The 23,390-nt window shown below is 61.9% G+C and carries 20 protein-coding genes; 7 read left to right on the top strand and 13 right to left on the bottom strand.

Annotated features, from left to right (window positions below):
• Positions 1-48 precede the first annotated feature (48 nt).
• Together J8C05_RS13175 and J8C05_RS13170 are read right to left on the bottom strand one after the other, a co-directional pair.
• Complete coding sequence (locus tag J8C05_RS13175; protein WP_211423966.1) at positions 49-1,143, bottom strand: ABC transporter permease; 1,095 nt, start codon at positions 1,141-1,143, stop codon at positions 49-51.
• A gap of 9 nt (positions 1,144-1,152) precedes the next feature.
• Positions 1,153-1,914 (bottom strand): SAM-dependent methyltransferase, encoded by a 762-nt coding sequence (locus tag J8C05_RS13170; protein ID WP_211423965.1) that lies wholly within the window; start codon positions 1,912-1,914, stop codon positions 1,153-1,155.
• 238 nt (positions 1,915-2,152) lie between these two features.
• Here J8C05_RS13170 and J8C05_RS13165 point away from each other — a divergent pair, with 238 nt between their 5' ends.
• Positions 2,153-2,542: a hypothetical protein gene (locus tag J8C05_RS13165; RefSeq protein WP_014101268.1), complete on the top strand. Its 390-nt coding sequence runs from the start codon at positions 2,153-2,155 to the stop codon at positions 2,540-2,542.
• 29 nt (positions 2,543-2,571) lie between these two features.
• A complete protein-coding gene (locus J8C05_RS13160) occupies positions 2,572-3,183 on the top strand; it encodes a DUF5942 domain-containing protein (protein ID WP_211423964.1) in 612 nt (203 codons plus the stop codon).
• Here J8C05_RS13160 and J8C05_RS13155 read toward each other — a convergent pair.
• From J8C05_RS13155 to J8C05_RS13125, 7 genes are all read right to left on the bottom strand, one after another.
• Positions 3,180-4,148, bottom strand: a complete 969-nt coding sequence (locus J8C05_RS13155) for a DNA-methyltransferase (protein WP_211423963.1) — start codon at positions 4,146-4,148, stop codon at positions 3,180-3,182. The genes J8C05_RS13160 and J8C05_RS13155 overlap by 4 nt on opposite strands.
• Before the next feature lie 106 nt (positions 4,149-4,254).
• Positions 4,255-5,601, bottom strand: coding sequence for an amidohydrolase family protein (locus tag J8C05_RS13150; protein WP_211423962.1), 1,347 nt, complete (start codon positions 5,599-5,601; stop codon positions 4,255-4,257).
• A gap of 8 nt (positions 5,602-5,609) precedes the next feature.
• A complete protein-coding gene (locus J8C05_RS13145; RefSeq protein ID WP_211423961.1) occupies positions 5,610-7,040 on the bottom strand; it encodes an amidohydrolase in 1,431 nt (476 codons plus the stop codon).
• Between the two features lie 109 nt (positions 7,041-7,149).
• Positions 7,150-8,157 carry a phytanoyl-CoA dioxygenase family protein gene (locus J8C05_RS13140; protein WP_211423960.1) on the bottom strand — a complete coding sequence of 336 codons (1,008 nt, stop codon included), beginning with the start codon at positions 8,155-8,157 and terminating at the stop codon, positions 7,150-7,152.
• Positions 8,158-8,189: 32 nt separating this feature from the next.
• On the bottom strand, positions 8,190-10,205 hold the full coding sequence (locus J8C05_RS13135; protein ID WP_211423959.1) for an amidohydrolase family protein: 2,016 nt from the start codon (positions 10,203-10,205) through the stop codon (positions 8,190-8,192).
• Positions 10,206-10,408: 203 nt separating this feature from the next.
• Entirely contained in the window at positions 10,409-10,981 is a 573-nt protein-coding gene (efp, locus tag J8C05_RS13130) for an elongation factor P (RefSeq protein ID WP_211423958.1), read from the bottom strand.
• 18 nt (positions 10,982-10,999) lie between these two features.
• Positions 11,000-11,836 carry an oxidoreductase gene (locus J8C05_RS13125; RefSeq protein ID WP_211423957.1) on the bottom strand — a complete coding sequence of 279 codons (837 nt, stop codon included), beginning with the start codon at positions 11,834-11,836 and terminating at the stop codon, positions 11,000-11,002.
• A 78-nt stretch (positions 11,837-11,914) separates the two neighbouring features.
• Between J8C05_RS13125 and J8C05_RS13120 the strand changes: the two genes are divergently transcribed.
• The gene (locus tag J8C05_RS13120; RefSeq protein WP_459543876.1) at positions 11,915-12,565 is read left to right on the top strand and encodes an IS607 family transposase; all 651 of its coding nucleotides are present in this window, start codon (positions 11,915-11,917) and stop codon (positions 12,563-12,565) included.
• Entirely contained in the window at positions 12,556-13,878 is a 1,323-nt protein-coding gene (locus J8C05_RS13115; protein WP_211423955.1) for an RNA-guided endonuclease InsQ/TnpB family protein, read from the top strand. The genes J8C05_RS13120 and J8C05_RS13115 overlap by 10 nt, the downstream gene beginning before the upstream one ends.
• Before the next feature lie 46 nt (positions 13,879-13,924).
• Here the strand turns inward: J8C05_RS13115 and J8C05_RS13110 are convergent, their stop codons facing one another.
• On the bottom strand, positions 13,925-14,392 hold the full coding sequence (locus J8C05_RS13110) for a hypothetical protein (protein ID WP_014101259.1): 468 nt from the start codon (positions 14,390-14,392) through the stop codon (positions 13,925-13,927).
• A 135-nt stretch (positions 14,393-14,527) separates the two neighbouring features.
• On the opposite strand from J8C05_RS13110, the gene gap reads away from it, so the two are divergent.
• Complete coding sequence (gene gap / locus J8C05_RS13105) at positions 14,528-15,541, top strand: type I glyceraldehyde-3-phosphate dehydrogenase (RefSeq protein WP_211423954.1); 1,014 nt, start codon at positions 14,528-14,530, stop codon at positions 15,539-15,541.
• Positions 15,542-15,636: 95 nt separating this feature from the next.
• Here the strand turns inward: gap and J8C05_RS13100 are convergent, their stop codons facing one another.
• Complete coding sequence (locus J8C05_RS13100; protein WP_211423953.1) at positions 15,637-18,444, bottom strand: DNA translocase FtsK; 2,808 nt, start codon at positions 18,442-18,444, stop codon at positions 15,637-15,639.
• Between the two features lie 42 nt (positions 18,445-18,486).
• Positions 18,487-19,621, bottom strand: a protein-coding gene (prfB, locus tag J8C05_RS13095) for a peptide chain release factor 2 (RefSeq protein ID WP_211423952.1) whose coding sequence is annotated in 2 segments (ribosomal slippage) — positions 18,487-19,554 and positions 19,556-19,621 — 1,134 coding nt in all. Because the reading frame shifts where the segments join, the coding sequence is not laid out codon by codon here.
• Between the two features lie 294 nt (positions 19,622-19,915).
• Here prfB and J8C05_RS13090 point away from each other — a divergent pair.
• Entirely contained in the window at positions 19,916-21,808 is a 1,893-nt protein-coding gene (locus J8C05_RS13090; protein ID WP_211423951.1) for an ABC transporter ATP-binding protein, read from the top strand.
• 569 nt (positions 21,809-22,377) lie between these two features.
• Here the strand turns inward: J8C05_RS13090 and J8C05_RS15545 are convergent.
• A complete protein-coding gene (locus tag J8C05_RS15545; RefSeq protein WP_246840809.1) occupies positions 22,378-22,542 on the bottom strand; it encodes a hypothetical protein in 165 nt (54 codons plus the stop codon).
• A 66-nt stretch (positions 22,543-22,608) separates the two neighbouring features.
• Between J8C05_RS15545 and J8C05_RS15540 the strand changes: the two genes are divergently transcribed.
• Positions 22,609-23,367, top strand: coding sequence for a HEAT repeat domain-containing protein (locus J8C05_RS15540; protein ID WP_246840808.1), 759 nt, complete (start codon positions 22,609-22,611; stop codon positions 23,365-23,367).
• Positions 23,368-23,390 lie beyond the last annotated feature (23 nt).

Here is a 23,390-nt window from a genome sequence, read left to right as displayed (position 1 = left end):
CCTTTCCCGTCCGTCTGTTCCGGCAGCCTTTCGTTTTCCGAACCAGTGTTATTCAGCCAGAGTTTCCACCGGGTCAAGCCGCGCCGCCCGCCAGGCCGGATACAGTGCGCCCAGCGCCGTACTGAGCAGGCTGATGAGCGCCGCCAGGCCCAGCCAGCGGAGTTCGATCTCCGGGCGCAGGGCCGTAAACGTCGTGATGCCGGCAACGGCCAGATACGCGGCTCCAATCCCCAGCAGAAGACCAAGCAGGCCGACAAACAGCGCCTCGGCTTCGATGGCCCGAATAATCCACCACGGCGACGCGCCAAGCGATTTCAGAATCCCGATGTCCCGCTTGCGTTCGGCGATCGTGGTGTACATCGTCAGAAAAACAAACGTGATGCCGACGGCCACCGCCAGCCCGATGACCAGTTTGAGAAAGGTGTTGAGCGCCGGAATGCCCTGCTCGTAAGCCGCCGGCAGGTCGCGGATGAGAATCACCGTGTTGTCGGGCAGTTCCTCAACGATGTGGGCGGCGACGGCTTCCTGTTCAGCCGGGTTGGTGCACTTGACATAGATAAACGTGCACCGTTCCGGGGCCGCCAGCAGTTTCTGCATGGTGGCGAGCTGCATTTTGAAGCGGGCCGTACCGGCTTCCGGCGCATACACGCCCGTAATCCGGAAGGGACGTTCAAAAACCCGGACCGTATCGCCAATGGCAGCCCGCCGGGTACGGATGAACTCGGCATCCACAACAGCGTCGTACTCATCAACCGGCGGCGTCCCGGCCTGAAGGCGGATACCGGTCAGGCGCTGGTAGCTTTCCCACTCGATGCCCTCGATGATTTCCACGCCGATACCATAGTCACTTGGTTTGAGATACTGCCCTACCGGAGCCGCGTCGGCCACGCCGGCAATCTGCCGCAGGCGGTCGGTGTACTGGATCGGCATGACCAGCGCCGAGGTGGAAGTCAGGTTGAAATCGCGCCAGAACATCAGTTCCGCCCGGACGTTTGTTTCCCGCTGGGCGCGTCCGCGCTGGGAGCCGTTGACCAGACCGGCATTGACCAGAATGAGGGTGACGGCCAGCGCCACGCCAAAGGCGCTGAGCGCCGTCCGCACGGGCCGGTGCCGTAGATTTGACCAGACAAGTTGAAACAGCATCGGGAAAGGTCAGGGTTTGCGGCCGATGAGAATGACCCGGCGCGAAGCATCTGCCACGTATGCCGAAAGGTCATAGTCGCCGAAAATGGACTGGACGTGCAAACCGGCGGCTGCAAAAAAATCCTTCAGCATGGGCAGGCGGATGTCCTTGACGCGCTCGACAAAGCGGAACGACCGGCCGCCATCTTCAAAGGCAATCGTCTTGAGGATGAAGCCATCCCGGTATTCGCGTTGGATTTCAAAGCGGATGCCGCCGATGACCTGTACGCTGAAGGGCGTCAGGCGGGGAACAACCCAGTGGGCGTTGAGAAAATCGAGGACGAACCAGCCACCCGCATCAAGCGCCTGGGCGGCAGCGGCAACGACGCGCGCATTTTCGTTGTCGTCGGCAAAGTAGCCAAAGCTGGTGAACATGTTGAAGGCGCTGCGGTAGCCGCCATGGGCAAAGGGCAGCCGCATGTCGTGGACGTGAAACCGCAGAGTTTCATCAGCATAGCGTTGGGCGACGGCAATACAGTCCGGGGAGATGTCGAAGGCGTCCACTTCGAGGCCGTGTTCGTGGAGGCAGGTGGCGTGGCGGCCGCGTCCGCAGCCGATGTCAAGCACGCGGTCGCCGGGGCGCAGCTCCAGATGTCGTACGAGGTTGGCAATGAAGAAACAGGCTTCGGTTTCGTCCCGGTGGTGGTAGAGCAGGGCGTAGTATGGGCTTCCGAACCAGTCTTCACCGGCCAGGGCAGCGGGGGTTGGGGCGGCAGATTCCGGCTGCGTCATAGGTGGAAAAGCTAATGACGGTCGGCGGGAAAACGCAAGCCGTAGCGGTGTCGTTCCTGAAGCTTTCCCGTTGTCGGCCTGGCTTGCCGGTCGGGTCACGGTTTTTCCGGCGCCGGGAGGTTTCTCCGGTTGTATCCGTCTTGTCCCTCCGTCATAATGGCGACACATTTCCAGCTTGTACTGGGCGAAGTTCAACGCTCGCGGGCACGGCCCGGAATCATCCTGAAAGGAAACGGCTATGCGCGGAATACCTGGACTGATCGGCATCGGCTGCTTTTTGGCGGGTATTTACGGACTCGGACGCAAAATTGTCCTGACAACCGGCAGCGGGGGCTTGTTTTACAGCAGTGGCCGCGGCTGGTGGTATGGCTGGTGGTATGGCATTGCCGCCGCCGGCACGGTGCTGCTGGCACTGGCCGGACTGCTGGCCGTGGTGTTTTTGCGCGGGCAGGCCCGCTGGATTGGAGCTGGTCTTTTGGGGCTGAGCGGTATTCTGGTCGTCTTTTCCGGGCGCGCCGTACTGCTCCCGACGACACTTTTTGAGTTTCTCGTCTCTGCCTTCCTCATGGCAATTGGCGTCAAGCTGTTTCTGAATTCGGCGCTGGCGAACCGTGGGCTTGGCTACTGACCCGGACTGGCAAGGGAACGGCATCTGCCATGAACCCCTACTTCTGGAACGGGCTGCAACACGCGCTGGCTGGTCTGGCGTGCGCGTGGGGCTTTTTTGCGCTGGCGAAGAAACTGAAGGCGACCGCATCACCACGGCTGGAGCCAGCGTCAGAAGCCGCCTCCGCACGTGCGGACGCAGACCCCTCGCCCGTACGGCTGTCACAGGCAGGGTTCTGGCTGGCGCTGCTGATGGGGTCCAGTGCGCTGTTTTTTCTGCCGGGGCACATTGACCGTCCGGGGACGTGGGCTGACTGGCTCTGGCAGTTTACGCACTACCCCGTACCGGACTGGGACATTCTGTGGCTGGGAATGCCTTGGCACCGGTGGTTTCTGACGCACTCGGTGCTCATTCCGTTGATTGTCGTTGGGCTGACGTTCGAGCATCGGCTGTGGCGTGCGGTCGGCTATGGTCTGGCCGTCGGTGTGGCGAGTCATCTCGCCTGGGACGCCATTACACAAAGCCCCAGCACGCCGATTGTCTTTCTGCCGGATGCGTTTCTGATTCGGGGGGACACCGCCCGGACGTGGCTTCTGGTTCAGGCGGCGCTGGCCTTTGGATTGGCCCTTCTGGCTGAACGGCGGCATCCAATGGATACCTAGCCGGGAAGTCTCTGGGGCAAATGAACATTCGCCCGTACGGTTTGCGTTCCGCCGTTTGTCCCGCTGCTCAAAACCGGAGTGGCTGTTGTCCGGTCTTTCTGGTATGGCGTTGGGTCGAAGCCGGCCCACGTGATGCCTTCCACGCCGTCAAACCGCTGCGCCATCACCGCCAGCGCCTCCGGGTTGTTGTCCACGAGCAGGAAACGGCGGCCGAGTTCGAGTGCCGCTGCGCCGGTCGTGCCGCTGCCGGCAAAGAAATCCAGTACCAGCGCGCCGGGCAGCGATGACGCCTGGATGATGCGCCGCAGAATACCCAGCGGCTTCTGGGTCGGGTAGCCCGTCTTTTCGGCACTGTTCGTCGGCACAATCGTGTGCCACCACGTGTCCGTGGGAAGCTTTCCCCGCGCCGCCTTCTCCGGGCCAACCAGTCCCGGCGCCATGTAGGGAATGCGCTCAATGGCCTCCTGATTGAACACATACCCCTCAATGTCTTTGACATAGAACAGGATGTTGTCGTGCTTCGCGGGCCAGCGGCGGCGCGGACGGCCGCCGTAGTCATACGCCCAGATGATTTCATTCAGGAAGTTCTCCCGCCCGAAGATGCCATCGAGCAGGATTTTGCAGTAGTGAACTTCGCGGTAGTCCACGTGGAAATACAGCGAGCCGTGCGCGGCCAGCACCCGGTGCGCTTCCACCAGACGCGGTGCCAGAAAGGCCAGGTAATCGTCAAAGTCGTCGCCAAAAGACCGGCTGCCGATGACCTGACTGGCGTAGCGCCGCCCCTGAAAACCAATCCGGTCGCCGGTGTCCGAGCGTACCGTCCGAAGCTGAGTCCGGCGCTGAACCCGGCCGGTATTGAACGGCGGGTCAATGTAGATGAGGTCCACCGAAGCCGACGGCAGGCAAGCCAGCACGTCCAGGTTGTCAGCCAGATGGATGCTGCCTTTCGCGTCGGGTTCCAGCATGCCTGCCCTCAGTCCCGCGAATCCACAGGATGCGGGGATTTGGAATAAGCCCTGTGGCGGACGCACACCAAATCCTGACACATCCGATGATTATCGGAAACTGGCGCTATTTCCGTTCCTTGAACTGCTCGTAGAGTTCCGTGTGGCGACTCGTCAGTTGTGCCGGACGGCCGTCAATGAAGGCATATTTGACGCGCGTCCGGGGTTCGAGCAGGTCGCCATCCGCGACCACGACGTTCGCCATTTTCCCCACATCGAGCGATCCCAGACGGTCGCTGACGCCCAGCACTTCGGCCGCCGAAAGCGTCACCGCCCGCAGAGCCGCCTGGGGGCTGAGGCCAAACGCCGCCGCCATCCCGGCGTGATAGGGCAGATCGCGGACGTGCGCCCCGTTGTCGCCTGTCGAGATGCAGAACTTCACACCCGCCTGGTGCAGCTTGGCCGCATTTTCATAGAGCACATCGTAGGGATCATCTTCCCGGCTGGGCAGGTCGAGCACGCCTGTCAGAATGACCGGGACGTTTTTGGCTTTGAGTTCCGCCGCACACATCCATGCGTCATTGCCCCCAACGATAATCGGGCGCAGCCCCATGTCCTCGGCAAAGGCCAGCACGGCGCGAATGTCCTGCGCCCGGTCAGCCCGGAAAAACACCGGCATTTCACCGCGCAGCGCCGGCAGCAGGCTTTCATACACAACGTTCGTCGCTGGACGCGGGATGTTCGGGTCGGCGGCTGCGGCGGCTTTGGCGCGGCCGTAATCAGACGCTTCGCGCAGCACCTGCCGGAGTTCCTCGACACGCCGGTTGCGCGTCGCAATGGCCTCGGCAATGTTGGCCGGCGGCGGCTGGCGAAACGCTGCAAACGGCCCCCCGCCGCCCAGGTTCAGCCGTGGAAAGTTGATGACCAACCCCAGCGACGGTACAACCGCCATTTCCTGGGGCGACGTTCCGTAGAGGTTGATAAAGGTCGCCTGCCCACAGATGACGCCCCCATCGGGCATCGTCGCCGCGCTCGTGATGCCGTTGTAGCGGGTGACGCGCACGTGGGCGCTGTGCGGATTGACGGCCACGATGGCGCGCGCGTTCGGGTTGTAATCGCCGACTTCGCCCTGATCCACCGTGGCGGCTACGGCCGGGATTTCAACCAGGCCCAGCGATGTCGCCGCGTCAATCATGCCGGGATAGACCGTCAATCCCTTGCCGTCAATGATTTGCGCCCCGGAGGGAATGGCCGCCGTGGCACCGACGGCGGCAATCCGGCCGTCCCGGATGACCAGCGTGCCGCGCTCGATGGTTTCTCCGCTGACCGTCACCAGTCGGGCGTCGCGGATGGCCACGGTCACGCGCGGCGCAATATCCAGCTTTTGCTGGGCAAGGGCGTCAAGTGTCAGGGCCAGGCAAAAGCCAAGTCCCGCTGCCAGACGAAACCAACGAAGTTGACCAACAGCTCTCATCGTCGCGCTTACTCCTTTGTCATCTGCATGCAGTTGTCGCCGAAGCTGTAGGCCGGACGACGGCGGGCCGGTGCCGGCGGCGGTGCGCCGCCACCCTGTGGACGGTTGACTTCCGCCGCTTCGAGTTCGGCGCGCTCCTTGGCCAGTGCCTCGCGCCGCGCCAGGTCGGCTTGCCGGTCAAAGAACACTTCGCCGTCTATGAACGTCGTCTCAACACGGGCATAGACGCTCAGGGGATGCGCCGTCCAGATCGCCAGGTCGGCATCCTTGCCGACTTCCAGTGAGCCAACCCGCCGGTCAATGCCCAACTGAATGGCCGGGTTGATGGTGATGAGCCGCAGCGCCTCGTTTTCGGTCAGGTCGCCGTACTTCATGACGCGCGCGGCTTCCATGTTGAGCCGGCGCGCGCGTCCGTCATCATCCGAGTTGAGCGAGACAATGACACCGGCGCGGGTCATCAGGGCGGCGTCATGCGGAATGGCGTCGTAGGCTTCGACCTTGTAGGACCAGAAATCGGCAAAGGCGGAAGCGCCGGCGCCGTGTTTGGCAATTTCACGGGCAATTTTGTAGCCCTCCAGCACGTGCTGGAGCGTCCGCACCCGAAAGCCGAACTCCTCGGCCAGATTCATCAGCATCAGGATTTCTTCGGCGCGGTAGCAGTGCGCATGCACGTAGCGTTTGCCTTCCAGCACCTCAACGAGCGGCTCAAGCTGCAAGTCCCGCCGGGGCGGTACGACATTTTCGCCACGGGCTTTGGCGGCGTTGTAGTCATCCCACTGGCGCTTGTAATCCCGCGCCCGCACGAAGGCATCACGGATGGTTTCCTCCACGCCCATGCGTGAGTTGGGATACCGCTGCGTCTGTCCCGGAAAGCGGAAGTTCGACCGCTTGGGATTTTCGCCGAGGGCAAACTTGATGCCTGGCGGGGCGTCGGGGAACAGGAATTCCTCGATGGGCCGCCCGTACTTGATCTTGACGACCTGGTTTTGCCCGCCAATTGCGTTGGCCGAGCCGTGCAGCAGGTTCAGCGCCGTAACGCCGCCAGCCAGAGCGCGGTACAAATCCACGTCGTTCGGGTTGAGCACATCGCGGATGCGGCACATGGAAGTCACCGCAAGCGAACCTTCATTGACCGCATCGAGCATCGAGTGCGAGTGGCAGTCAATGATGCCCGGCAGGACATACTTCCCCGTGGCGTCAATGACCCGCGCGCCGGCCGGAGCCGTCAGACCCTTGCCGATTTTGGCAATCTTGCCGTTCTCAATGAGCAGGTCACTGTTTTCCAGCGTGCCTTTGGTGACGGTCAGCAGGGTGGCGTTCCTGATGAGCGTTGGTGTCTGGGCTTGCTGCCGGGCCGGTGTCTGGGCCAGCGTTCCGAAGCCGAGCGCCGTGGCCAGCCCACAGGCGAGGGCAAAGCGTAAGGGTGTGGTGTTCAGCATACAAACGTCCTCGGACCTCCGAGCAGGGGGATAGACAGGTTGCCAGACCGGGGCGGTGTCATGCCGCCACGTAGGGCCGGCCGGTTCGTCAGGTTGTTGACAAGCTCCCTCATTCGACGGCTTCTCCGCGCCGAAAGGCGTTTTCTTCTTCCGGGAGCAGGGGGTTTTCGTACAGGTGTGCGCCATTCCATGTCCAACGCCTGGGGATAACCTCCGGCGCGCGGCGGTCGCGTGGGTAGGCGCGCAGCGATGAGTAGTGCGTCACGAACGATTTGCGTGTCAGGTTGGGATTGTTGACCTTCGTCCCGCCGTGGGCCAGCGCAGCGTGCCACACGAACATGTCGCCCTTCCTGGGAAGAAAAACCTGGCGTTCGATGCCCCGTGCCGCGCAGTGTCTTTCCAGGTGTTCCCGGAAAGCATCTTCCCGGAGCGGCGATTCCGGCGTCAGAAAGAGACCGTTCCCGAAGTTGAACTTGGGCAGCCGGTGGGAGCCGGGGAAATAACCGAGCGGGCCGGCGTCCGGGTGCACGTCCTCCAGCGCAATCCAGGAAGCAGCCAGGTGGCTGGGAATCTGCGCCACGACGTAGGGAAAGTCCTGGTGCGTCCATTGTTCCGAGCCGTGGATGAAGGTCAGCGACTGCATGGCCACAACCTCGTCCTGAAACACATGGCGCAGAAACGTCACGGCCTTGGCGTTGAGGGCCAGTTTCTTCCCGGCCACCGAGTGGTTGTGAAAGTCCATGAGCCGAAGGTGATGTTCGCCTTCGAGTGTTTCCCGGGACAACGCCTGCACCGGCTGGACGCCAAAACTTTCTCCCAGAACGAGCGCCCGCCAGCGCCGCTGTGCATAGAGTTCTTCGATGTCGGCCAGGTAGGCGTCAATCAACTCGTGGCTGACCGCCTGGGGAAAGATGGCATAGCCCAGATCGCGCCACGACCGCAGTGCCGGCCCGAACATGTCCTGTTCCGCCTTGGAAAGGCCGCGAAGATAGCCTTCGAGATCGGCTTCCGGGCGGTCAATCCAGGGCAGCGTCTGGGGATCAAAGTCAGGTTCCGCCGCCTTGTCCGGGATGCTGCGGCGTCCGGGGAGAAACGTTTTCAGCCACGATCCAAGCATTGCTCTCTGGTTTGCGGGCGGCTTACCCGTCATTACTGGGGGCGTGTGCCGCTGAAAGCCGCTGTACCTTGCGGAGAAGTCACCGTCCCTTCGAGGCTGTTGCCGTTGCCGGTGCCGCTGAGCTGGAGTTCAACGCTGCGGCCGCCGAAATCCACGCGGGCCGTGGCTTCCATGCGGTTGCCGGTGACACGTCCGTTGCTCAACTCCACGGTGCCGACCGGCCCCAGGCTCAACGTCCCTGACACATTCGTGCCTTCCTGCCGGAGCGTCATCGTTGCCGGAAGGCTCTGCGGTCCGAAGGAAATGGTGAGGTTCCAGGTACCGGTAAAGTCAAAGACCGCTCCCGACCCATTGGCTGTGCCGGTTGCCGCTGCGCCCGGCGTCGCCGGCGGAGCCGTGCCCCGTTTGAACAGGCGTTCGGGTTCGGCTTTCCCGTCCACGGTGAAGGTTCCGCGCAGTTCGTCACTCGTGTACTTGCCGGTAAAGATCGCCGCCCTGGTTGCGCCATCCCGTGGCAGGTCAGCAACGAACCGTACGGTGGAAAGAGAAGCGTCTTCATCCAGACCGAGACGCAGTTCACGTACCTCAACGTCGGTGTCACCCACGCGCACCTTGCCCTTGAGTTCGTTGTTCTCACGGCTGAAGGTGAGCTTCAGGTCTTTTGTCTCCCACGTGCCGGCGATCTCGCCTGGCGTGACGTTGGAGCTGCGCAGGTTGACCATGGCCCCGTCAATGAAGACGAAGGCCACTTTGCGCCTGGCATCAAAAAGGTCTCCCCGCACGGCCACCAGGTTGGCGACCTTACCAGCTTCGAGGCTTCCAAGGCGGTCGGCCAGACCGAACATTTCTGCCGGCCGAAGCGTCAGCGCGCGAATCGCCGCCTCAGCCGGCAGGCCGTTCTCAGTGGCTTTTTTGACGTTTGACAGGGCTTCCGCCGGGGACAGCCCGCCGGTCTGGAAAGCAAAGGGAATGCCGGCGCTGTGCAGTGCCGCCGCCGTTTTGAGCGCCGCTGTGCGCGCCCGGAGCAGGGAAAGCGGTTCCGGATCAGCTTCGGGCGCAAAGGCCGTGGTGCGCTTGGGGAAATTCAGCGACAGCAGCACAGCCGCCTGGTCCGCCTTCAGGCGGTCGGCCACCTTTTCGGCTTCACGCCCACCGGCAATGATGGGGCGCAGGTTGAATTCGCGGGCAAAGTCGAGTGCCCGGATGATTTCACGTTCGGTGTCGGCGTGGAAGACCACGGGCAGTTCGCGGTTGAGCGCCGGAAGCAGGGCCTCGAGCGACGGGTCATCCGCCGGCCGCTTCATGCCCCGTGGGTTGGCGCGGTAGGCCGCCCAGTGCGCCTGGTACTGCTGGGCATCGAGAAATGCCTGCCGCACCATGGAAAAAACGCCCATAAGGGAGTTGGGATAACCGCTGCCGGAAACCACCCGGAAGGCAATATGCAGCGCCACAGGCGTGCGGATGACCATTTCGCGGGGCGAATCGGCCGCCAGGGCAATGACGGCCGACCGCCCCAGAACGATGCCGTCGCGCGGAATGGTCAGCGCCGTGGTGAAGCCGGCCTGCCGGGCGGCTTCCAGTCCGTCCCCGTTCGGGCGGACAAGTTCGGCCGCCAGAAGCTCCGGCTGGAAACCGTTTGGACGGGTCGAGTTGGCCAGCCCGCCAACCGGTACGGCCGGAGGCGTCGCCCCCGGTGTGGCCCGGACGGGTCCCGCCAGCGGCGGTGTGGCCAGCGGCGCTGGCGCAAAACCGAGGTGCCCAACGGCTTCCATGAGACCGGGATAGACCGTCAGGCCCGTGCCATCCAGTTGGCGCGCATCGGCCGGCGGTTTGACATCCGCGCCAACGGCGACAATGAGGCCATTCCGCATGACAACCGTGCCCCGTTCAATGGGCGGACCGGCAACCGGAACCAGGCGGGCATTGACGATGGCATAGCTGCGCGCCGGTGCAACCTCACCGGGCCGCTCGGACTGGGCGGCGGCCGGCGTCAGCAGGGCGCTGCCCAACGCCAGACAAAGCAGGACAGAAAACGTGGATGTGCGCATTGATTCTGGTCAGCAGAAAAGACTGGAGATTCAGCCCCGTCCTGGGTGTGTGACAGGGGGTGGGAAATGTTCAGTATGGCGCACCCGCTCCCCCCTGACCAGACCGAAAACATTTTTTTACAACGGCACGCTTTCGGGCGAAACGTCCGCCAGCCGCGGCCGGTGGCGGGTGATGTTGCCGGAAACGTTGCCGGACAAAGCGTTCAGGATTTGGCGCGGCGGGCAAACTCGCCGGTCGTGGTATCCACGACGATACGTTCTCCGACTTCGATATACAGCGGCACTTTGACGCTCGCGCCGGTGCTGATGCGCGCCGGTTTCGTCACCTTGCCGGCGGCCGTGTCGCCGCGCGCGCCGGGTTCGGTTTCCACAACCTCAAACTCCATAAACTGCGGCAGTTCCACACTGACCAGATTGCCTTCGTAAAACAGCGCCTTGAGCTGCGCGTTTTCGGTCAGATAGGGCGTCAGCCGCTCCATCGCCGAAGCCGGCAGGGTGTACTGCTCATAGGTTTCCTGGTCAAGAAAGACATACTCGCCGCCAGATTCGTACAAAAACTGCACTTCCCGCTGGTCAATGTCGGGTTCATCGAATTTGTCACCCGATTTGAAGGTTTTTTCCAGGACGGCCTGGGTCAGAACGTGGCGCACGCGCGTGCGGACAAGCGTTGCCGCGCCCCGCGCCGAGGGCGTCTGAACCGTCCAGTCCAGGACGGTGTAGGGTTCGCCATCCACCAGAATGTAGGCCCCGCGTTTGAAGTCAGATGTTGAAAGCATGATGGCTCCTCCCGTGCGTCAGGCGTCGTAATCAAGGGAACGGGCCCAGCTTTCATGCTGCGCCAGTTCGGCCAGTTGGCTTTCGAGCTTGTTCCGAATGAGGTCCACGGCACGGTTGCCCATTGCCAGCCGCAGAGGTGGGTTCTCCATAGTGACCAGTTCCAGCATGGCGCGTGCAGCTTTGACCGGATCGCCTGCCTGCCTGCCATTCGCCTGCTCAAAGTAACGGCGCATGGCACCGGCCGTGGCGGCGTAGTCCGGGATGGCCGGCGCAACAACCAGCGAGCGCCCGGCAAAATCCGTCCGAAAGGGGCCCGGCTCAATGATGACAACCTTGATGCCCAGCGGCGCAACTTCCTTCGCCAGCGCCTCCGAGACGGCTTCAAGGGCAAATTTGCTGGCGCAGTACAGCCCCAGTCCGGGATTGGCCAGCACACCGGCAATCGAAGACAGGTTCAGAATCCAGCCCTTTCGCTGGCGGCGCAGGTAGGGCAGAAAGGCCCGCATCACGGCCAACGCGCCGAAAAAGTTGACCTCCATCTGGCGGCGAATCTGCTCGTCGGTGACTTCCTCGATGGCGCCAGCCGTTCCGTAGCCGGCATTGTTGACGACAACATCCACCTGTCCGAGCCGTTCGATGACCTGGGCAACGACCCCCGGCACGGTGCCGGCTTCTGTCAAATCGAGATGGAACGCATGGGCGCGACCGGGCGCGAGTGCTTCAAAGGCGGCCAGGTCAGCAGGTCGCCGCGCCGTTCCGGCCACGGTGTGGCCCTGTTCAAGGGCAAGTTTGGCAAGTTCCAGACCGAAACCGGTCGAAACGCCGGTGATGAACCACGTTTGCGGTGAAGGCATCGCTTTTCCTCATTCACGGGAGTAGGGGCACGGGAGCCGGACTCTAGCTTGCCGTATAGTACGCGATAGTGTATAATAATACTCATGGAAAGCACTATAAGCACAGGCAAGGCGGCAAAACTCCTTGGTGTCTCGGTCAAGACGTTGCAGCGTTGGGAACGCGAAGGAAGGCTGATTCCGGTGGCCCGAACGGACAGCAACCGCCGCCTCTACACTGAGACGCAGGTCCGTGAGTTCATCGGTTTGCGGCAGGCCAACCATGCGCCAACAAAGCTTGTCGCCTACTGTCGGGTATCGAGTGCGGCGCAGAAGCCGGACCTGGCGAATCAGCGCAAAGTGCTGGAAGAGTTCGTGGTGGCGAAGGGATTGGCGGGGGTCGAGTTTATCGAGGAAGTGGGCGGCGGGCTGAACTTCAGGCGCAAGCGGTTTCTGGCCCTTATGGACGAGATCGGGCGACGGGAAGTCAGGATGCTGATCCTCGCTCACCGGGACCGCCTCACCCGTTTCGGCTTTGAGTGGTTCGAACATTACGCCCAAACCCATGGCTGCGAAGTGCTGGTACTCAACCAGGAACGGCTGTCTCCCGAACAGGAAATGGTGCAAGACTTAATGACCATCGTGCACTGTTTTTCGTCTCGGCTGTACGGTTTGAGGAACTATCGAAAGAAGTTGAATGAAGCGCTGAAACAGGATGTAAATGACGTCAAAAAGGCCCAACAATGCAACTAACCCACAAGATCGCTCTTTGTCCGACTCCTGAGCAAGTGGACTACTTCAAGCGCGCCTGCGGCACGGCGCGGCGTGTTTGGAACTGGGCGCTCAATGAGTGGAACAGGCAATACGCAGCAGGCGGCAGGCCAAACGCCATGGCGCTCAAAAAACAGTTCAACGCCATCAAGTACACCGACCCGCAGTGGCTCGATGAGAACGGTCGGCCTTGGTTGCAAGACATTCACCGGGATGCCCACGCCCAGCCGTTCAGGAATCTCGCCAAAGCATGGGAACGGTTCTTCGCCGACCTCAAGGAGGGCAAAGAAGCGCACGAGCCACGGCTCAAGAAAAAGGGCCGTTGCCGCGACAGCTTTTATGTTGCCAACGACAAGTTCACCCTGAAAGGCAAGACGATCCGTCTGCCCAGGATCGGTGAAGTCGCCATGACCGAGGAACTGCGCTTCGCGGGCAGGATTTTGGGCGCAACGGTTTCTCGCACCGCGGATCGTTGGTTTGTGGCCATACAGGTCGAGGTGCCTGATGCGCAATTCTATCGGCGTCGCACGTCGCACGAGGTCAACGGCATCGACCTGGGTATCAAGGCTGCTGCAACGATCTCCAGCGGTGAAGTCATCGAGGCGCCAAAGCCGCTCAAAGCCGCGCTGCGCCGTCTGGAAATCCGTAGCCGACGTCTCAGCCGCAAGCTGGAAGCCGCCAGGAAGGCAGCAGGATTTGAACGCCATGCCCGCCTGCCTGAAGGAACGCGCCTGCCGGTATCGAACAACCGGCGAAAGTCCGCTGCGGCATTGGCAAGGCTGCATGCCCGCATTGCCAATATCCGAGCGGATTTCACCCACAAGCTCACGACTCGACTCTGCCGCGAAAACCAAGCGTTAGTGATCGAGGATTTAAACGTCAAAGGGATGCTGCAGAACGAGAAACTCGCCCGCGCCATCTCTGACGTGGGTTTTGGGATGTTGCGCTCGCAGTTGGAATACAAGGCCCGGCGCTACGGTACTCAGCTTACCATCGCTGATCGCTGGTATCCAAGTAGCCGACTGTGCTCCATCTGTGGCTGGAAGAACGAGGCGCTGACATTGAGAGATCGAACATGGGTGTGTGCTCAATGTGGTGCGCACCATGACCGTGACCTCAATGCGGCGCTGAACCTGAAACGGCTGGCAACCGAAACTGCCCTACCCGTGGCGAGTCCGTCCAGCAATGGCGGCGCTGCGGCGGGGACCGTCCCCGCCGTAGTCGGGAAAGTCACGCCTGTCAGATACGACGGTGGTCAACAGGACGCGTCGGGGCAGGAAGAGAACGCAGATTGACGAACGGGGCAACCGTCCCGGCGTCCCCGATGTATGGCGCGCATCGTCAGTCGGCCGGCGGTTTTTGGCAACCGAATTGCACCAGCGCCGCCAGACTCAGGATGCCATGGAGCGTCCAGGCCAGGGTACGCCACCAGTTCGTGGCCACCAGCGTCTGGAGCGTCGTCGCATCAAAGCCCGCAGCCAGCCGGTCATGGCACGGTATGGAAACCAGAGCGGTGACGCCAAACGCCAGCCCGACGCAGGCCAGCCCGCCCCAGAGCAGCCCGCGTGCAATGCCGGGCGGCGGCTGGAAGGCAAGCCAGGCCGCGGACAGTCCTTCGATGAGCATGGGCAGGGCAACGACCGGGAAAATGGCCGCCACGTGCCGGTGATGATAGTCGGTGAAGGCGTCCATCCCGACGTGGCGAAACAGCGGATAGTGAACCTGCTGTATGAGCCAGATCACGCCCGTCATGTAGAGCGCTGTTGCCGTGTTGAGGCTCAGCACCCACCAGGCCAGACTACCGGACATCAGCAGACCTCCGGCAGGCTACGGATGGGAATCTCCCCGCAAGGCCGCATTTGGCGGCCGGATGTGTTAGTTTCGGCACGGAGCATGAGTTCCTTTCCTGACGCTTCAACCCCTTACATCCCACACGGAGGCATTATGGCAGTCAAAGTCGGCATCAACGGGTTCGGGCGCATTGGGCGCAACATTCTGCGGACGGCGCTGGGGCACACAGACATCGAGTTCGTGGCGGTCAACGACCTGACCGACGCCAAAACCCTGGCACACCTGCTCAAGTACGATTCCATTCTGGGCAACCTGACCAACCACACCGTGACGGCGCCCGATGAGAACACCATTGCCGTGGATGGGCATCCCATCCGGGTGTTCAAGGTGCGCAGTCCGGGCGAGATTGACTGGGCTTCGACCGGGGCGCAAATCGTCGTCGAGTCCACGGGTCTGTTCACCAACAAGGACAAAGCCGTGGGCCACCTGCGTGACAGCGTCAAGAAGGTCATCATTTCGGCCCCGGCTAAAAACGAAGACCTGACCATCGTGCTGGGGGTCAACGAGTCGGCTTACGATTCGGCGCAGCACCACGTCGTCTCGAATGCGTCCTGCACGACGAACTGCCTGGCTCCGGTGGCCAAAGTCATCCATACGGCATTTGGTATCGAAAAAGCCATCATGACGACCGTGCATAGTTACACGAACGACCAGCGGATTCTCGATCTGCCGCACGACGACCTGCGCCGGGCGCGGGCCGCAGCCCTTTCGATGATTCCCACCAAGACGGGCGCAGCCCAGGCCGTCGAACTCGTCATGCCGGAACTCAAGGGCAAATTCGATGGCATTGCCGTGCGCGTTCCGACGCCAAATGTCTCGCTCGTGGATGTGACGTTTGAAGTCGCCAAGGCAACCGACAAGGCCGGCGTCAATGCCGCGTTGCGTGAAGCCGCCGAAGGTTCACTCAAGGGGATTCTGGGTTACTCCGAAGAACCGCTGGTTTCGATTGATTACCGGGGCGATGACCGTTCATCCATCGTGGACGGCTCTTTCACCCGCGTCATCGGCGGTCATCTGGTCAAGGTGCTGTCGTGGTACGACAACGAGTGGGGCTATAGCTGCCGCGTGCGCGACCTCATCAAGTTCATGGCCGAAAAGGGTCTCTAGGGCTTAGGCACTGTCGGCAATGCCGTCTGGGCCAGGTTGGGGAAACGGAAAAGCCAGCCGTTTCCCCAACGACTTTCGGGTGACTTCCAGGCCGGTCACTCATCGTCTTCGGGCATCAGCGCGTGCCCATCGAGCATTTCCACGTAGTCGTAAGCCGCCTGTTTGACAACCCGCGGGCGGCTGCCGTCAATCGGGCCGATGAAGCCTTCCCGTTCCATCATGTCGAGAATGGCTGCGGCCCGGCCGTAGCCAATCCGCAACCGGCGCTGAAGCACCGACGTGGAGGCTTTTCCCATCTGGACGACGATGCGTACGGCTTCGTCATAGAGGGCGTCGCGCTCGCCCACGCCGGCTTCGGCCGCTTCGACTTCCTCTTCCGACATCTGCACGCTTTCGTCGTACTGCGGCGCGCCCTGCTGCTTGATGAAGTCGGTGATGCGGTTGATTTCGGTTTCGCTGACGTACGCCCCGTGGATGCGGATGAGCCGTGAGGAGCCGGGTGAGAAGAGCATGTCGCCCTGACCGAGCAACTGTTCGGCCCCGTTGGTGTCGAGAATCGTGCGGGAGTCCACCTTGGAAGAAACCCGGAAGGAAATCCGCGCCGGAAAGTTGGCTTTGATGAGGCCGGTGATGACATCCACGGAGGGCCGCTGCGTGGCGATGACGAGGTGAATCCCCACGGCGCGTGCCATCTGCGCCAGCCGCGCAATGGCGGTTTCGACTTCGTTCGAGGCCACCATCATCAGGTCGGCCAGCTCGTCAATGATGATGACGATGTAGGGCAGGCGCGGCGGCGGCCCGTCGGGAAAGCGCGTCGGATCGGGGGCTTCCGTCACGGCGCGATTGAAGCCTTCGATGTTCCGTACGCCGACGCTCGCCAGCAGCTTGTAGCGGTTTTCCATTTCACCCACGGCCCAATTGAGCGCGTTGGCCGCCCGCTTCGGGTCGGTGATGATGGGTGTCAGCAGGTGTGGAATCCCGGCGTACAGCTCCAGTTCGACACGCTTCGGGTCCACCATGATGAGCCGTACATCATTGGCCGTGGATTTGAACAGAATCGAGCAGATGAGCGAGTTGATCATGACGGACTTGCCCGAACCCGTCGAACCGGCAATGAGCAGGTGGGGCATTTTGGCCAGATCGGTCGCGTATGGCTCACCGTTGATGGTTTTGCCGAGCGCGATGGGCAGGCGTCCGGGGTTGTCGCGGAACACGTCCGATTCGATGATTTCGCGCAGGTAAATGGTGTCGCGGCGCGCGTTGGGGACTTCAATCCCGATGGTGGCCTTGCCGGGGATGCGATCAATGCGTACCGACTCCGCCTGAAGCCCCAGACAGAGGTCATCCACCAGTCCGGCCACCCGGCTGTACTTCACGCCGGGGTCAGGTTTGAAACCGAAGGTCGTGACCACGGGACCCGGTTCGATTTCGAGAATTTCACCGATGACATTGAATTCACGGCACTTTTCCGCCAGCAGGCGGGCCCGCGCGCGGAGTTCTTCATCGGACTGGCTGGTTTGGGGCGGCGCCGGGGTCAGCATCTCCACGGCCGGCAGGGCATAGACCGTTTCTTCGACGGCCTTGGCCGCGGCAGCCGCCGCCGCGGCCGCACCGGTGGACACCGGGCGCTGTCCGGCGGCAGGGGGTGGCGCCGGCACGGCCGGTGCTGGCGTCGGCGGCGTCATCTGGCGGCGGACGATGTGCACCGCCTGTACCATTTTGGCCACTTCCTGCTCGGCGTTGGCGGCAAGCTGTTGTTCGGCTGCGGCCAGCCGGCGGCGGGCGGCGGAAACTTCGGCCGGACTGCCGTTTCTGTCACGGTCTTTATCGCGGACAAGGGGATTGTTGCCGCTGTTGCGCCGTTCGATGGCTTCACGGGCCAGTCGCCGGACTTCCGAAACGGGGCCCTGCGGTGGCTCCGGCTGGGGTTGAGATGCCGCCGCAGCCGGGACGGGCGGGGCAACCGGTGGTGTGGCGGGCAGGGGAGGGGCAATGGGCGCGCCCGGTGGTGCGCCACCCGGCGCATCCGCGGCCGGAGGCGTCGCCGGGGACGGTGACAGGGCTTCCGGATCAACTGCCGGTATCCCGTGTGGCGTCCGCTTGACCGGAGAGACGATGCCGGGCGCTTCGTCGCCATAGAGAGCTTCAGCAATCCGCTGCTCATCACAGCTTTTGTCGTCCGTCGTTTCAGTGGAGGGCGTAGTACCGCTGACCTTGGTGCGTTGGCGTAGGGAAGTGAGCGAAGGGACGCCGTTGGTCGTCACCGTTGCCGGATGGTCATTCGTCTCCGGGGCGGGCTTGGCCCGGCCAAACGGGAGTTCCTGCCACCACCGCAGCAACCAGCGGCGGGGGGAGAAGGTCGTCGCCAGCATCAGCGACAGCACCGCTGTCCCACTCAGAAGCAGCCCCGTACCAACCGGGTTGAGCACTGATTCCAGCCACTTTTCAAGCGCAAAACCGATGAAGCCCCCCAGACGGATGCGGTCATAAAACAGCGGCAGTTCCTGAAACAGGGACAAAAAGCCGGCCAGCGACAGCAGAACACCACAGATGCCGGTTGCCTGTTCGGCGGACACCAGCAGGGCTTTCCCCCGAAAGACCTGAATGGCATGCCAGCCGAGCAGCACCGGCAAGCCGTAGGCTAACAGCCCTAAACCCTGAAAGAGCACGTCGGCAAGATTGGCACCAACAACGCCGACGGCATTGTGCCGCTGGTCAGTCCGGGCACTGACGCTCCAAGCCACGTCATCGGGATGAAAGGACAGCAGGGCAATGGCCAGGGTCAGGGCGCACAGTCCAAGGACGATGCCAAGGGCTTCCCCAAAGCGTGAGGAGAAGAACCAGGTCGGCCCTTTGTGCGCTACAGGGGGTGGAAAACTGTCCGTCGTCGTTGCGTTCATCATCGTCATACGACCGCCAGAGGGAACCCCAACCACGATTGAGGCTCATTCGTCATCGCCAGCCACGAGGACGCCATCGGGTTGGCGGCTCCTGGCAACCAGGTATTCCTTGATGAAGTCATCCAGATCGCCGTCGAGTACACTCTCCACATCGCTACGCTCCAGCTTGGTGCGGGTGTCTTTGACCAGGCGGTAGGGGTGTAGCACGTAATTGCGGATTTGGGAACCAAAGGAGATGTCCCGCTTGGCGGCCTCCAGCTTGGCGCTCTCGGCCCGCCGGCGTTCGAGTTCGAGTTCATAGAGCCGTGATTTGAGCACTTTCATGGCCACTTCACGGTTCTGATGCTGTGACCGCTGGTTCTGGCACGACACGACGATGCCGGTCGGCAGGTGGGTGATGCGGATGGCGGAATCGGTGACGTTGACGTGCTGGCCGCCGGCCCCGGAGGAACGGTAGGTGTCGATCCGCAGGTCTTTTTCGTTGATTTCAATCTCGATGTCGTCCTCGACCTCTGGGGTGACGAAAATGGAGGCAAAGCTCGTTTCGCGGGTTCCAGCGGAAGAAAACGGCGAAATCCGCACCAGCCGGTGCACGCCGCTCTCACACGAAAGCAGGCCGTAGGCATAGTCGCCTTCGACCGTGAATTCTGCCGAAGTGATGCCGGCTTCCTTGCCCGGCTGGACATCGAGCAGGCTGGTTTTGAAGCCACGGCGTTCGCACCACCGCAGGTACATGCGCAGCAGCATTTCGGCCCAGTCCTGGGCATCCGTGCCGCCCGCTCCCGACTGAATACGGACGATGGCGTTGTTGGCGTCATTCGGCCCCGACAGCAGCATCTGGGTTTCGTCCGCTTCAACTTTCTGCTGGAGCACCCGCAGGCGTTGTTCCAGTTCTGTCAGCGAGGCCGGGTCGGCTTCGGCAAACTCGAAGAGCACCTCCAGGTCGGCTGTCTCGCGGTCATAAAAGGCCGCGGTTTCGATGGCCTGGGCCAGTCGGCGACGTTCCTTGAGGATTTTCCGGGCCTGCTCCTGGTCATTCCAGAAGTCCGGCTGGGCAATGCGCGCTTCTACTGTCTCCAGCCGCGGACGCTTGCTTTCCGGGTCAAAGAAACCTCCGCAGGTGGGTGATGCGTTCAAGCAGCGCGTCGTAGGTGTGACGAAGTTCCAGGGTGTCGGGCATAGGTGTTGCGTAACCTTTCTGTGGCGTCCGTGTAAATCGAGGCTAAACCAAACCGCTGCCGCTGAAAACCGCACAGAGCTTGGAAAAAACCGTGAAAATACACGGAAAACCGAAATTTTCAACGTTTCGCGGAGACATACCTCAGCAGGGGCGACCGGACGCCGGGGGCTGGCGATTTGCCTGTTCAGGGGAATGTTGATTCGCTACCTTAGCGCAGAGCCGGCGTCTGGTTCCAGCGAAAGGAAGAAAGCACCGGCCCGATCTTCCCGGACCTTCTGCAAATTAGCCTGTTTGATGAGTCAGCCCGACGACGAGGTTCTTGGAAAAGCCTATGATCACCGCTTGGCGCGGCGGCTTCTGACCTATCTGAAGCCCTACCGGGGACGGGTGGCGCTGGCCATTCCGCTCATTGCACTTACGGCCGGTTTCGAGTTGCTGGCGCTCAACCTGACCATGGCGGCGATTGACCTGTTTTTGCTGCCGCCGGCCCCGGAGCGGCTGGGGTTGTTTTCCCGCCTGTTGGCGGCGGGGTTCGAGGCGTTGGGCGGGCGTCCGGCACCGATGGACGGCGTGGCCGTCATCGGCAGCCTGTATCTGGGCCTGATGGTCGTCGTTTTTGCACTGACCTACTGGCAGACACTGCTGTTGAACGGCACGGGGCAGTTCGTGATGTACGACCTGCGCCGGGAGCTGTTTGCCAAATTTCAGCGGCTGCCGCTGAGTTACTACGACCGCACGCCGATTGGGCGCATGACGACCCGCCTGACCTCGGATGTGGACGCCCTCAACGAGCTGTTCACTTCGGGTTTCGTCACCCTGTTGAGCGATGTCGTCGTGCTGGTCGGGCTGCTGACCTTTCTCTTTCTGGTCAACTGGAAACTGGCTCTGGTGAGCCTTGTTGTCGTCCCGCTGCTGGCGGCGATTACGGCCTGGTTTCGTCGCCACGCCAGTCGTACCTACCGCGAGGTACGCACCCGTCTGGCCCGCATCAACGCCTTTCTGCAGGAACATCTTTCGGGCATGGCGACGGTACAGTTGTTCAACCGTGAAGCCCGCGAAGGGCAGGCGTTTGAAGCCATCAACGATGCGCACCGGCAGATCAACATCGAGACGATTTTTTACTACGCGGTGTTTTATCCGGCGATTGGTTTTGTCAGCAATCTGGGCGTGGCGCTTGTCATCTGGTACGGCGGCGGGCAGGTTCTGACCGGGACGCTTTCGCTGGGCGCGCTTTTCTTTTTCATTCAGGCGATGCAGCGTTTTTACGAGCCGATTCAGGACATCAGCGAGAAGTACAACATCCTTCAGGCGGCGATGGCTGCGGCGGAGCGGGTGTTCAAGGTGCTCGATGAGCCGCTGGTGATAACTTCTCCGCCGGCGCCCGAACGGCCGGCCGTTATGCGTGGCGAAATCGAGTTTCGGAACGTGTGGTTTGCCTACAAGGGGGAAAACTGGGTGTTGCGGGACGTGTCGTTTCGCGTGGCGCCGGGGCAGACCGTGGCGCTCGTTGGGGCGACGGGCGCGGGAAAGACCTCCATCACGAGTCTGCTGATGCGTTTTTACGATGTGCAGCGCGGGCAGATTCTGGTTGACGGCGTGGACGTACGGGAGTTCGACCTGACAGAACTCCGCCGTTACTTTGGAGTGGTATTGCAGGACCCGACGCTGTTTGCCGGCACGATTGCGGACAACCTCCGGTTGGGCGCGAAGGATATTTCCGAAGACCGGTTGATTGCGGCGGCGCAGGAGGTGCAGGCGGATGCGTTCATCCGGCGTCTGCCGGGTGGGTATCAGGTGGAAGTCAAAGAACGGGGCGCAACGCTGTCGGTGGGGCAGAAGCAGCTTCTGGCGCTGGCGCGGGCGCTGGCGTTCGATCCCCGGATTCTGATTCTCGACGAAGCCACGGCGAGCATTGACAGTGAAACCGAGGCGCTCATCCAGTCAGCCATTGAGCGTCTGCTGGTGGGGCGCACCTGTGTGGTCATTGCCCATCGGCTTTCCACGGTGCGCCGGGCGGATAACATCATTGTGCTGCACCGGGGTGAGATTCGTGAAATGGGGACGCATCAGGAACTCGTGGCGCGCGCGGATGGGATTTACCGCCGGTTGTACGAATTGCAGTACCGCGAGTCCACGCCGCCGCCACGCGCCGCCAGCGCGGCCACGGTCGTCCGGTCGCCTGTATGAGGAGCCTGTCCATGAAACCCGGCAGGATCCTCTGTTTGAACCCAGCGCGAAGAGCCAGTGTCACGGCGTCAGGTATTCAAGACGGATTCCAGCTTTTTTCGGATGCTTGCAGCCGGCGCCGTTGGCGCCCGTGCAGTGCAGCAACATCTGAATTCCCTTGGGCACAACATCGTTGAGCTGGAGCGTGGGGCGCTCTCGACCCGGATTTGGCGTGGTGTGAAGCGAAAGCGGGTTCGCATCCCGGACCTGTGTTGCACACGATGTGGCGTTCGTATCGAATCGCGAGCAAAGACAAAGACAGAGTTGAGCAGGTCGCACTCACCTGGTGAGGCGGAGCGGGCCTGGCACTATGGGATGCTTGACTCGGACTGGGTTGCCTTTCCCATTCTGTCAGCGGACGAAAGCGTTTGGAGCGCAGGCCGTCTGCATAAACAGCGTTCCCTCTGGAGAGAACGTCACTTGACGGCCTGGCAGGTCGAAGACTGGATAAACCTGTTCACAGTACAGTCTTTCAAGCAGGTCACACCGGAACAGCTCAAGCCGAAGGGAATTAGCGAAGGGGCAGAGGTTCAGGTGAAGTGGAAAGCCCGCTTCGCATCCGGCAGCAGCCACGTCGTTAAGGTAAGGAACACCTTGAATATCTGTTGGACGACAACCCAGGCAGGCGCTGGCATTTCAGGCTTGCCGAAGACGTACGCCCATTCCTGGCGGCCGGAGACCGCTTTCAGCGTCACCAGGTACTTGCCGGTCAGGTCAAACCCCTGACATCTGACGAATCCCGCTGTGCGGGCAGATGTGACATGGCAAGGCTGCTTGCTTCACGCGAGCGCACCGTTCGTTTTACTGGATGCAAACTCGCCAGGCTGGCAAAGGCCACTGAGCTTGAGGGTGTTGTCAGGGCTTTGGCAGAAGACAGGGAAGAAGATGCCTATGTTCGCATGGAGGCGAAAGCTTACCTCTGTGAAGTGGTTGGAGACTCTGCTGAAGAACAGTTCGATGCCATCTTGAAAGACACTGATGAGGAAATGCGATTGGAGGCCGTCGTAACCTTGGCTGAGACGCACACACCGACGGCTTTTGATCTTTTGTGTACCGTCCTTCACGACACCAATCAGCCACTTTTTCTGCGGAGCGCCTGTGCGTGGGGAATCGGGTGTCACGGAACCAAAGAAGCCGCAGAGGTTCTCGTCCAGGCGTTTGCAGATGTGGCTCCTGAAATTCGTCAGGAAGCACTCCACGCACTGCAGGACCTTGGAGCTATCGGATTGGACCCGCTCGTGAAAGGGTTGGAGAATCCCTCTGCCGACATCGCTGCGGGAGTTGCCGAAGCATTGCGCCGGATTCCCAATATACCAGTAGGGAGGATTGCGGAACTCGCAGAGCAAACCAGCTCGACTTGGCCCGCCTGGACTCTGGCACATTTTCCGAAGGAAGCCGTCACACCCTACGTCGCCGCCTTGCAAAGCAAACGGCCGGAGGTTCACTACGCAGTCTCCGTGCTCTGGAATTTCCTGGAGAGCTGGATTGCTGCCGACTGGACGCCGGGAGCCATGCCATGACCGGAATTGCCGCCACGACACCT

The organism is Chloracidobacterium sp. N (assembly GCF_018304765.1).
GTDB lineage: Bacteria > Acidobacteriota > Blastocatellia > Chloracidobacteriales > Chloracidobacteriaceae > Chloracidobacterium > Chloracidobacterium aggregatum.
The sequence above is the reverse complement of the archived record's forward strand: the minus strand, read 5'-3'. Positions and strand labels throughout refer to the sequence as shown.

Excerpts from the sequence above, each read along its gene's own strand:
- J8C05_RS13175 (WP_211423966.1), bottom strand. The coding sequence starts at position 1,143 with ATGCTGTTTCAACTTGTCTGGTCAAATCTACGGCACCGGCCCGTGCGG.
- J8C05_RS13170 (WP_211423965.1), bottom strand. The coding sequence starts at position 1,914 with ATGACGCAGCCGGAATCTGCCGCCCCAACCCCCGCTGCCCTGGCCGGT.
- J8C05_RS13165 (WP_014101268.1), top strand. The coding sequence starts at position 2,153 with ATGCGCGGAATACCTGGACTGATCGGCATCGGCTGCTTTTTGGCGGGT.
- J8C05_RS13160 (WP_211423964.1), top strand. The coding sequence starts at position 2,572 with ATGAACCCCTACTTCTGGAACGGGCTGCAACACGCGCTGGCTGGTCTG.
- J8C05_RS13155 (WP_211423963.1), bottom strand. The coding sequence starts at position 4,148 with ATGCTGGAACCCGACGCGAAAGGCAGCATCCATCTGGCTGACAACCTG.
- J8C05_RS13150 (WP_211423962.1), bottom strand. The coding sequence starts at position 5,601 with ATGAGAGCTGTTGGTCAACTTCGTTGGTTTCGTCTGGCAGCGGGACTT.
- J8C05_RS13145 (WP_211423961.1), bottom strand. The coding sequence starts at position 7,040 with ATGCTGAACACCACACCCTTACGCTTTGCCCTCGCCTGTGGGCTGGCC.
- J8C05_RS13140 (WP_211423960.1), bottom strand. The coding sequence starts at position 8,157 with ATGCTTGGATCGTGGCTGAAAACGTTTCTCCCCGGACGCCGCAGCATC.
- J8C05_RS13135 (WP_211423959.1), bottom strand. The coding sequence starts at position 10,205 with ATGCGCACATCCACGTTTTCTGTCCTGCTTTGTCTGGCGTTGGGCAGC.
- efp (WP_211423958.1), bottom strand. The coding sequence starts at position 10,981 with ATGCTTTCAACATCTGACTTCAAACGCGGGGCCTACATTCTGGTGGAT.
- J8C05_RS13125 (WP_211423957.1), bottom strand. The coding sequence starts at position 11,836 with ATGCCTTCACCGCAAACGTGGTTCATCACCGGCGTTTCGACCGGTTTC.
- J8C05_RS13115 (WP_211423955.1), top strand. The coding sequence starts at position 12,556 with ATGCAACTAACCCACAAGATCGCTCTTTGTCCGACTCCTGAGCAAGTG.
- J8C05_RS13110 (WP_014101259.1), bottom strand. The coding sequence starts at position 14,392 with ATGTCCGGTAGTCTGGCCTGGTGGGTGCTGAGCCTCAACACGGCAACA.
- gap (WP_211423954.1), top strand. The coding sequence starts at position 14,528 with ATGGCAGTCAAAGTCGGCATCAACGGGTTCGGGCGCATTGGGCGCAAC.
- J8C05_RS13100 (WP_211423953.1), bottom strand. The coding sequence starts at position 18,444 with ATGATGAACGCAACGACGACGGACAGTTTTCCACCCCCTGTAGCGCAC.
- J8C05_RS13090 (WP_211423951.1), top strand. The coding sequence starts at position 19,916 with ATGAGTCAGCCCGACGACGAGGTTCTTGGAAAAGCCTATGATCACCGC.
- J8C05_RS15540 (WP_246840808.1), top strand. The coding sequence starts at position 22,609 with ATGGCAAGGCTGCTTGCTTCACGCGAGCGCACCGTTCGTTTTACTGGA.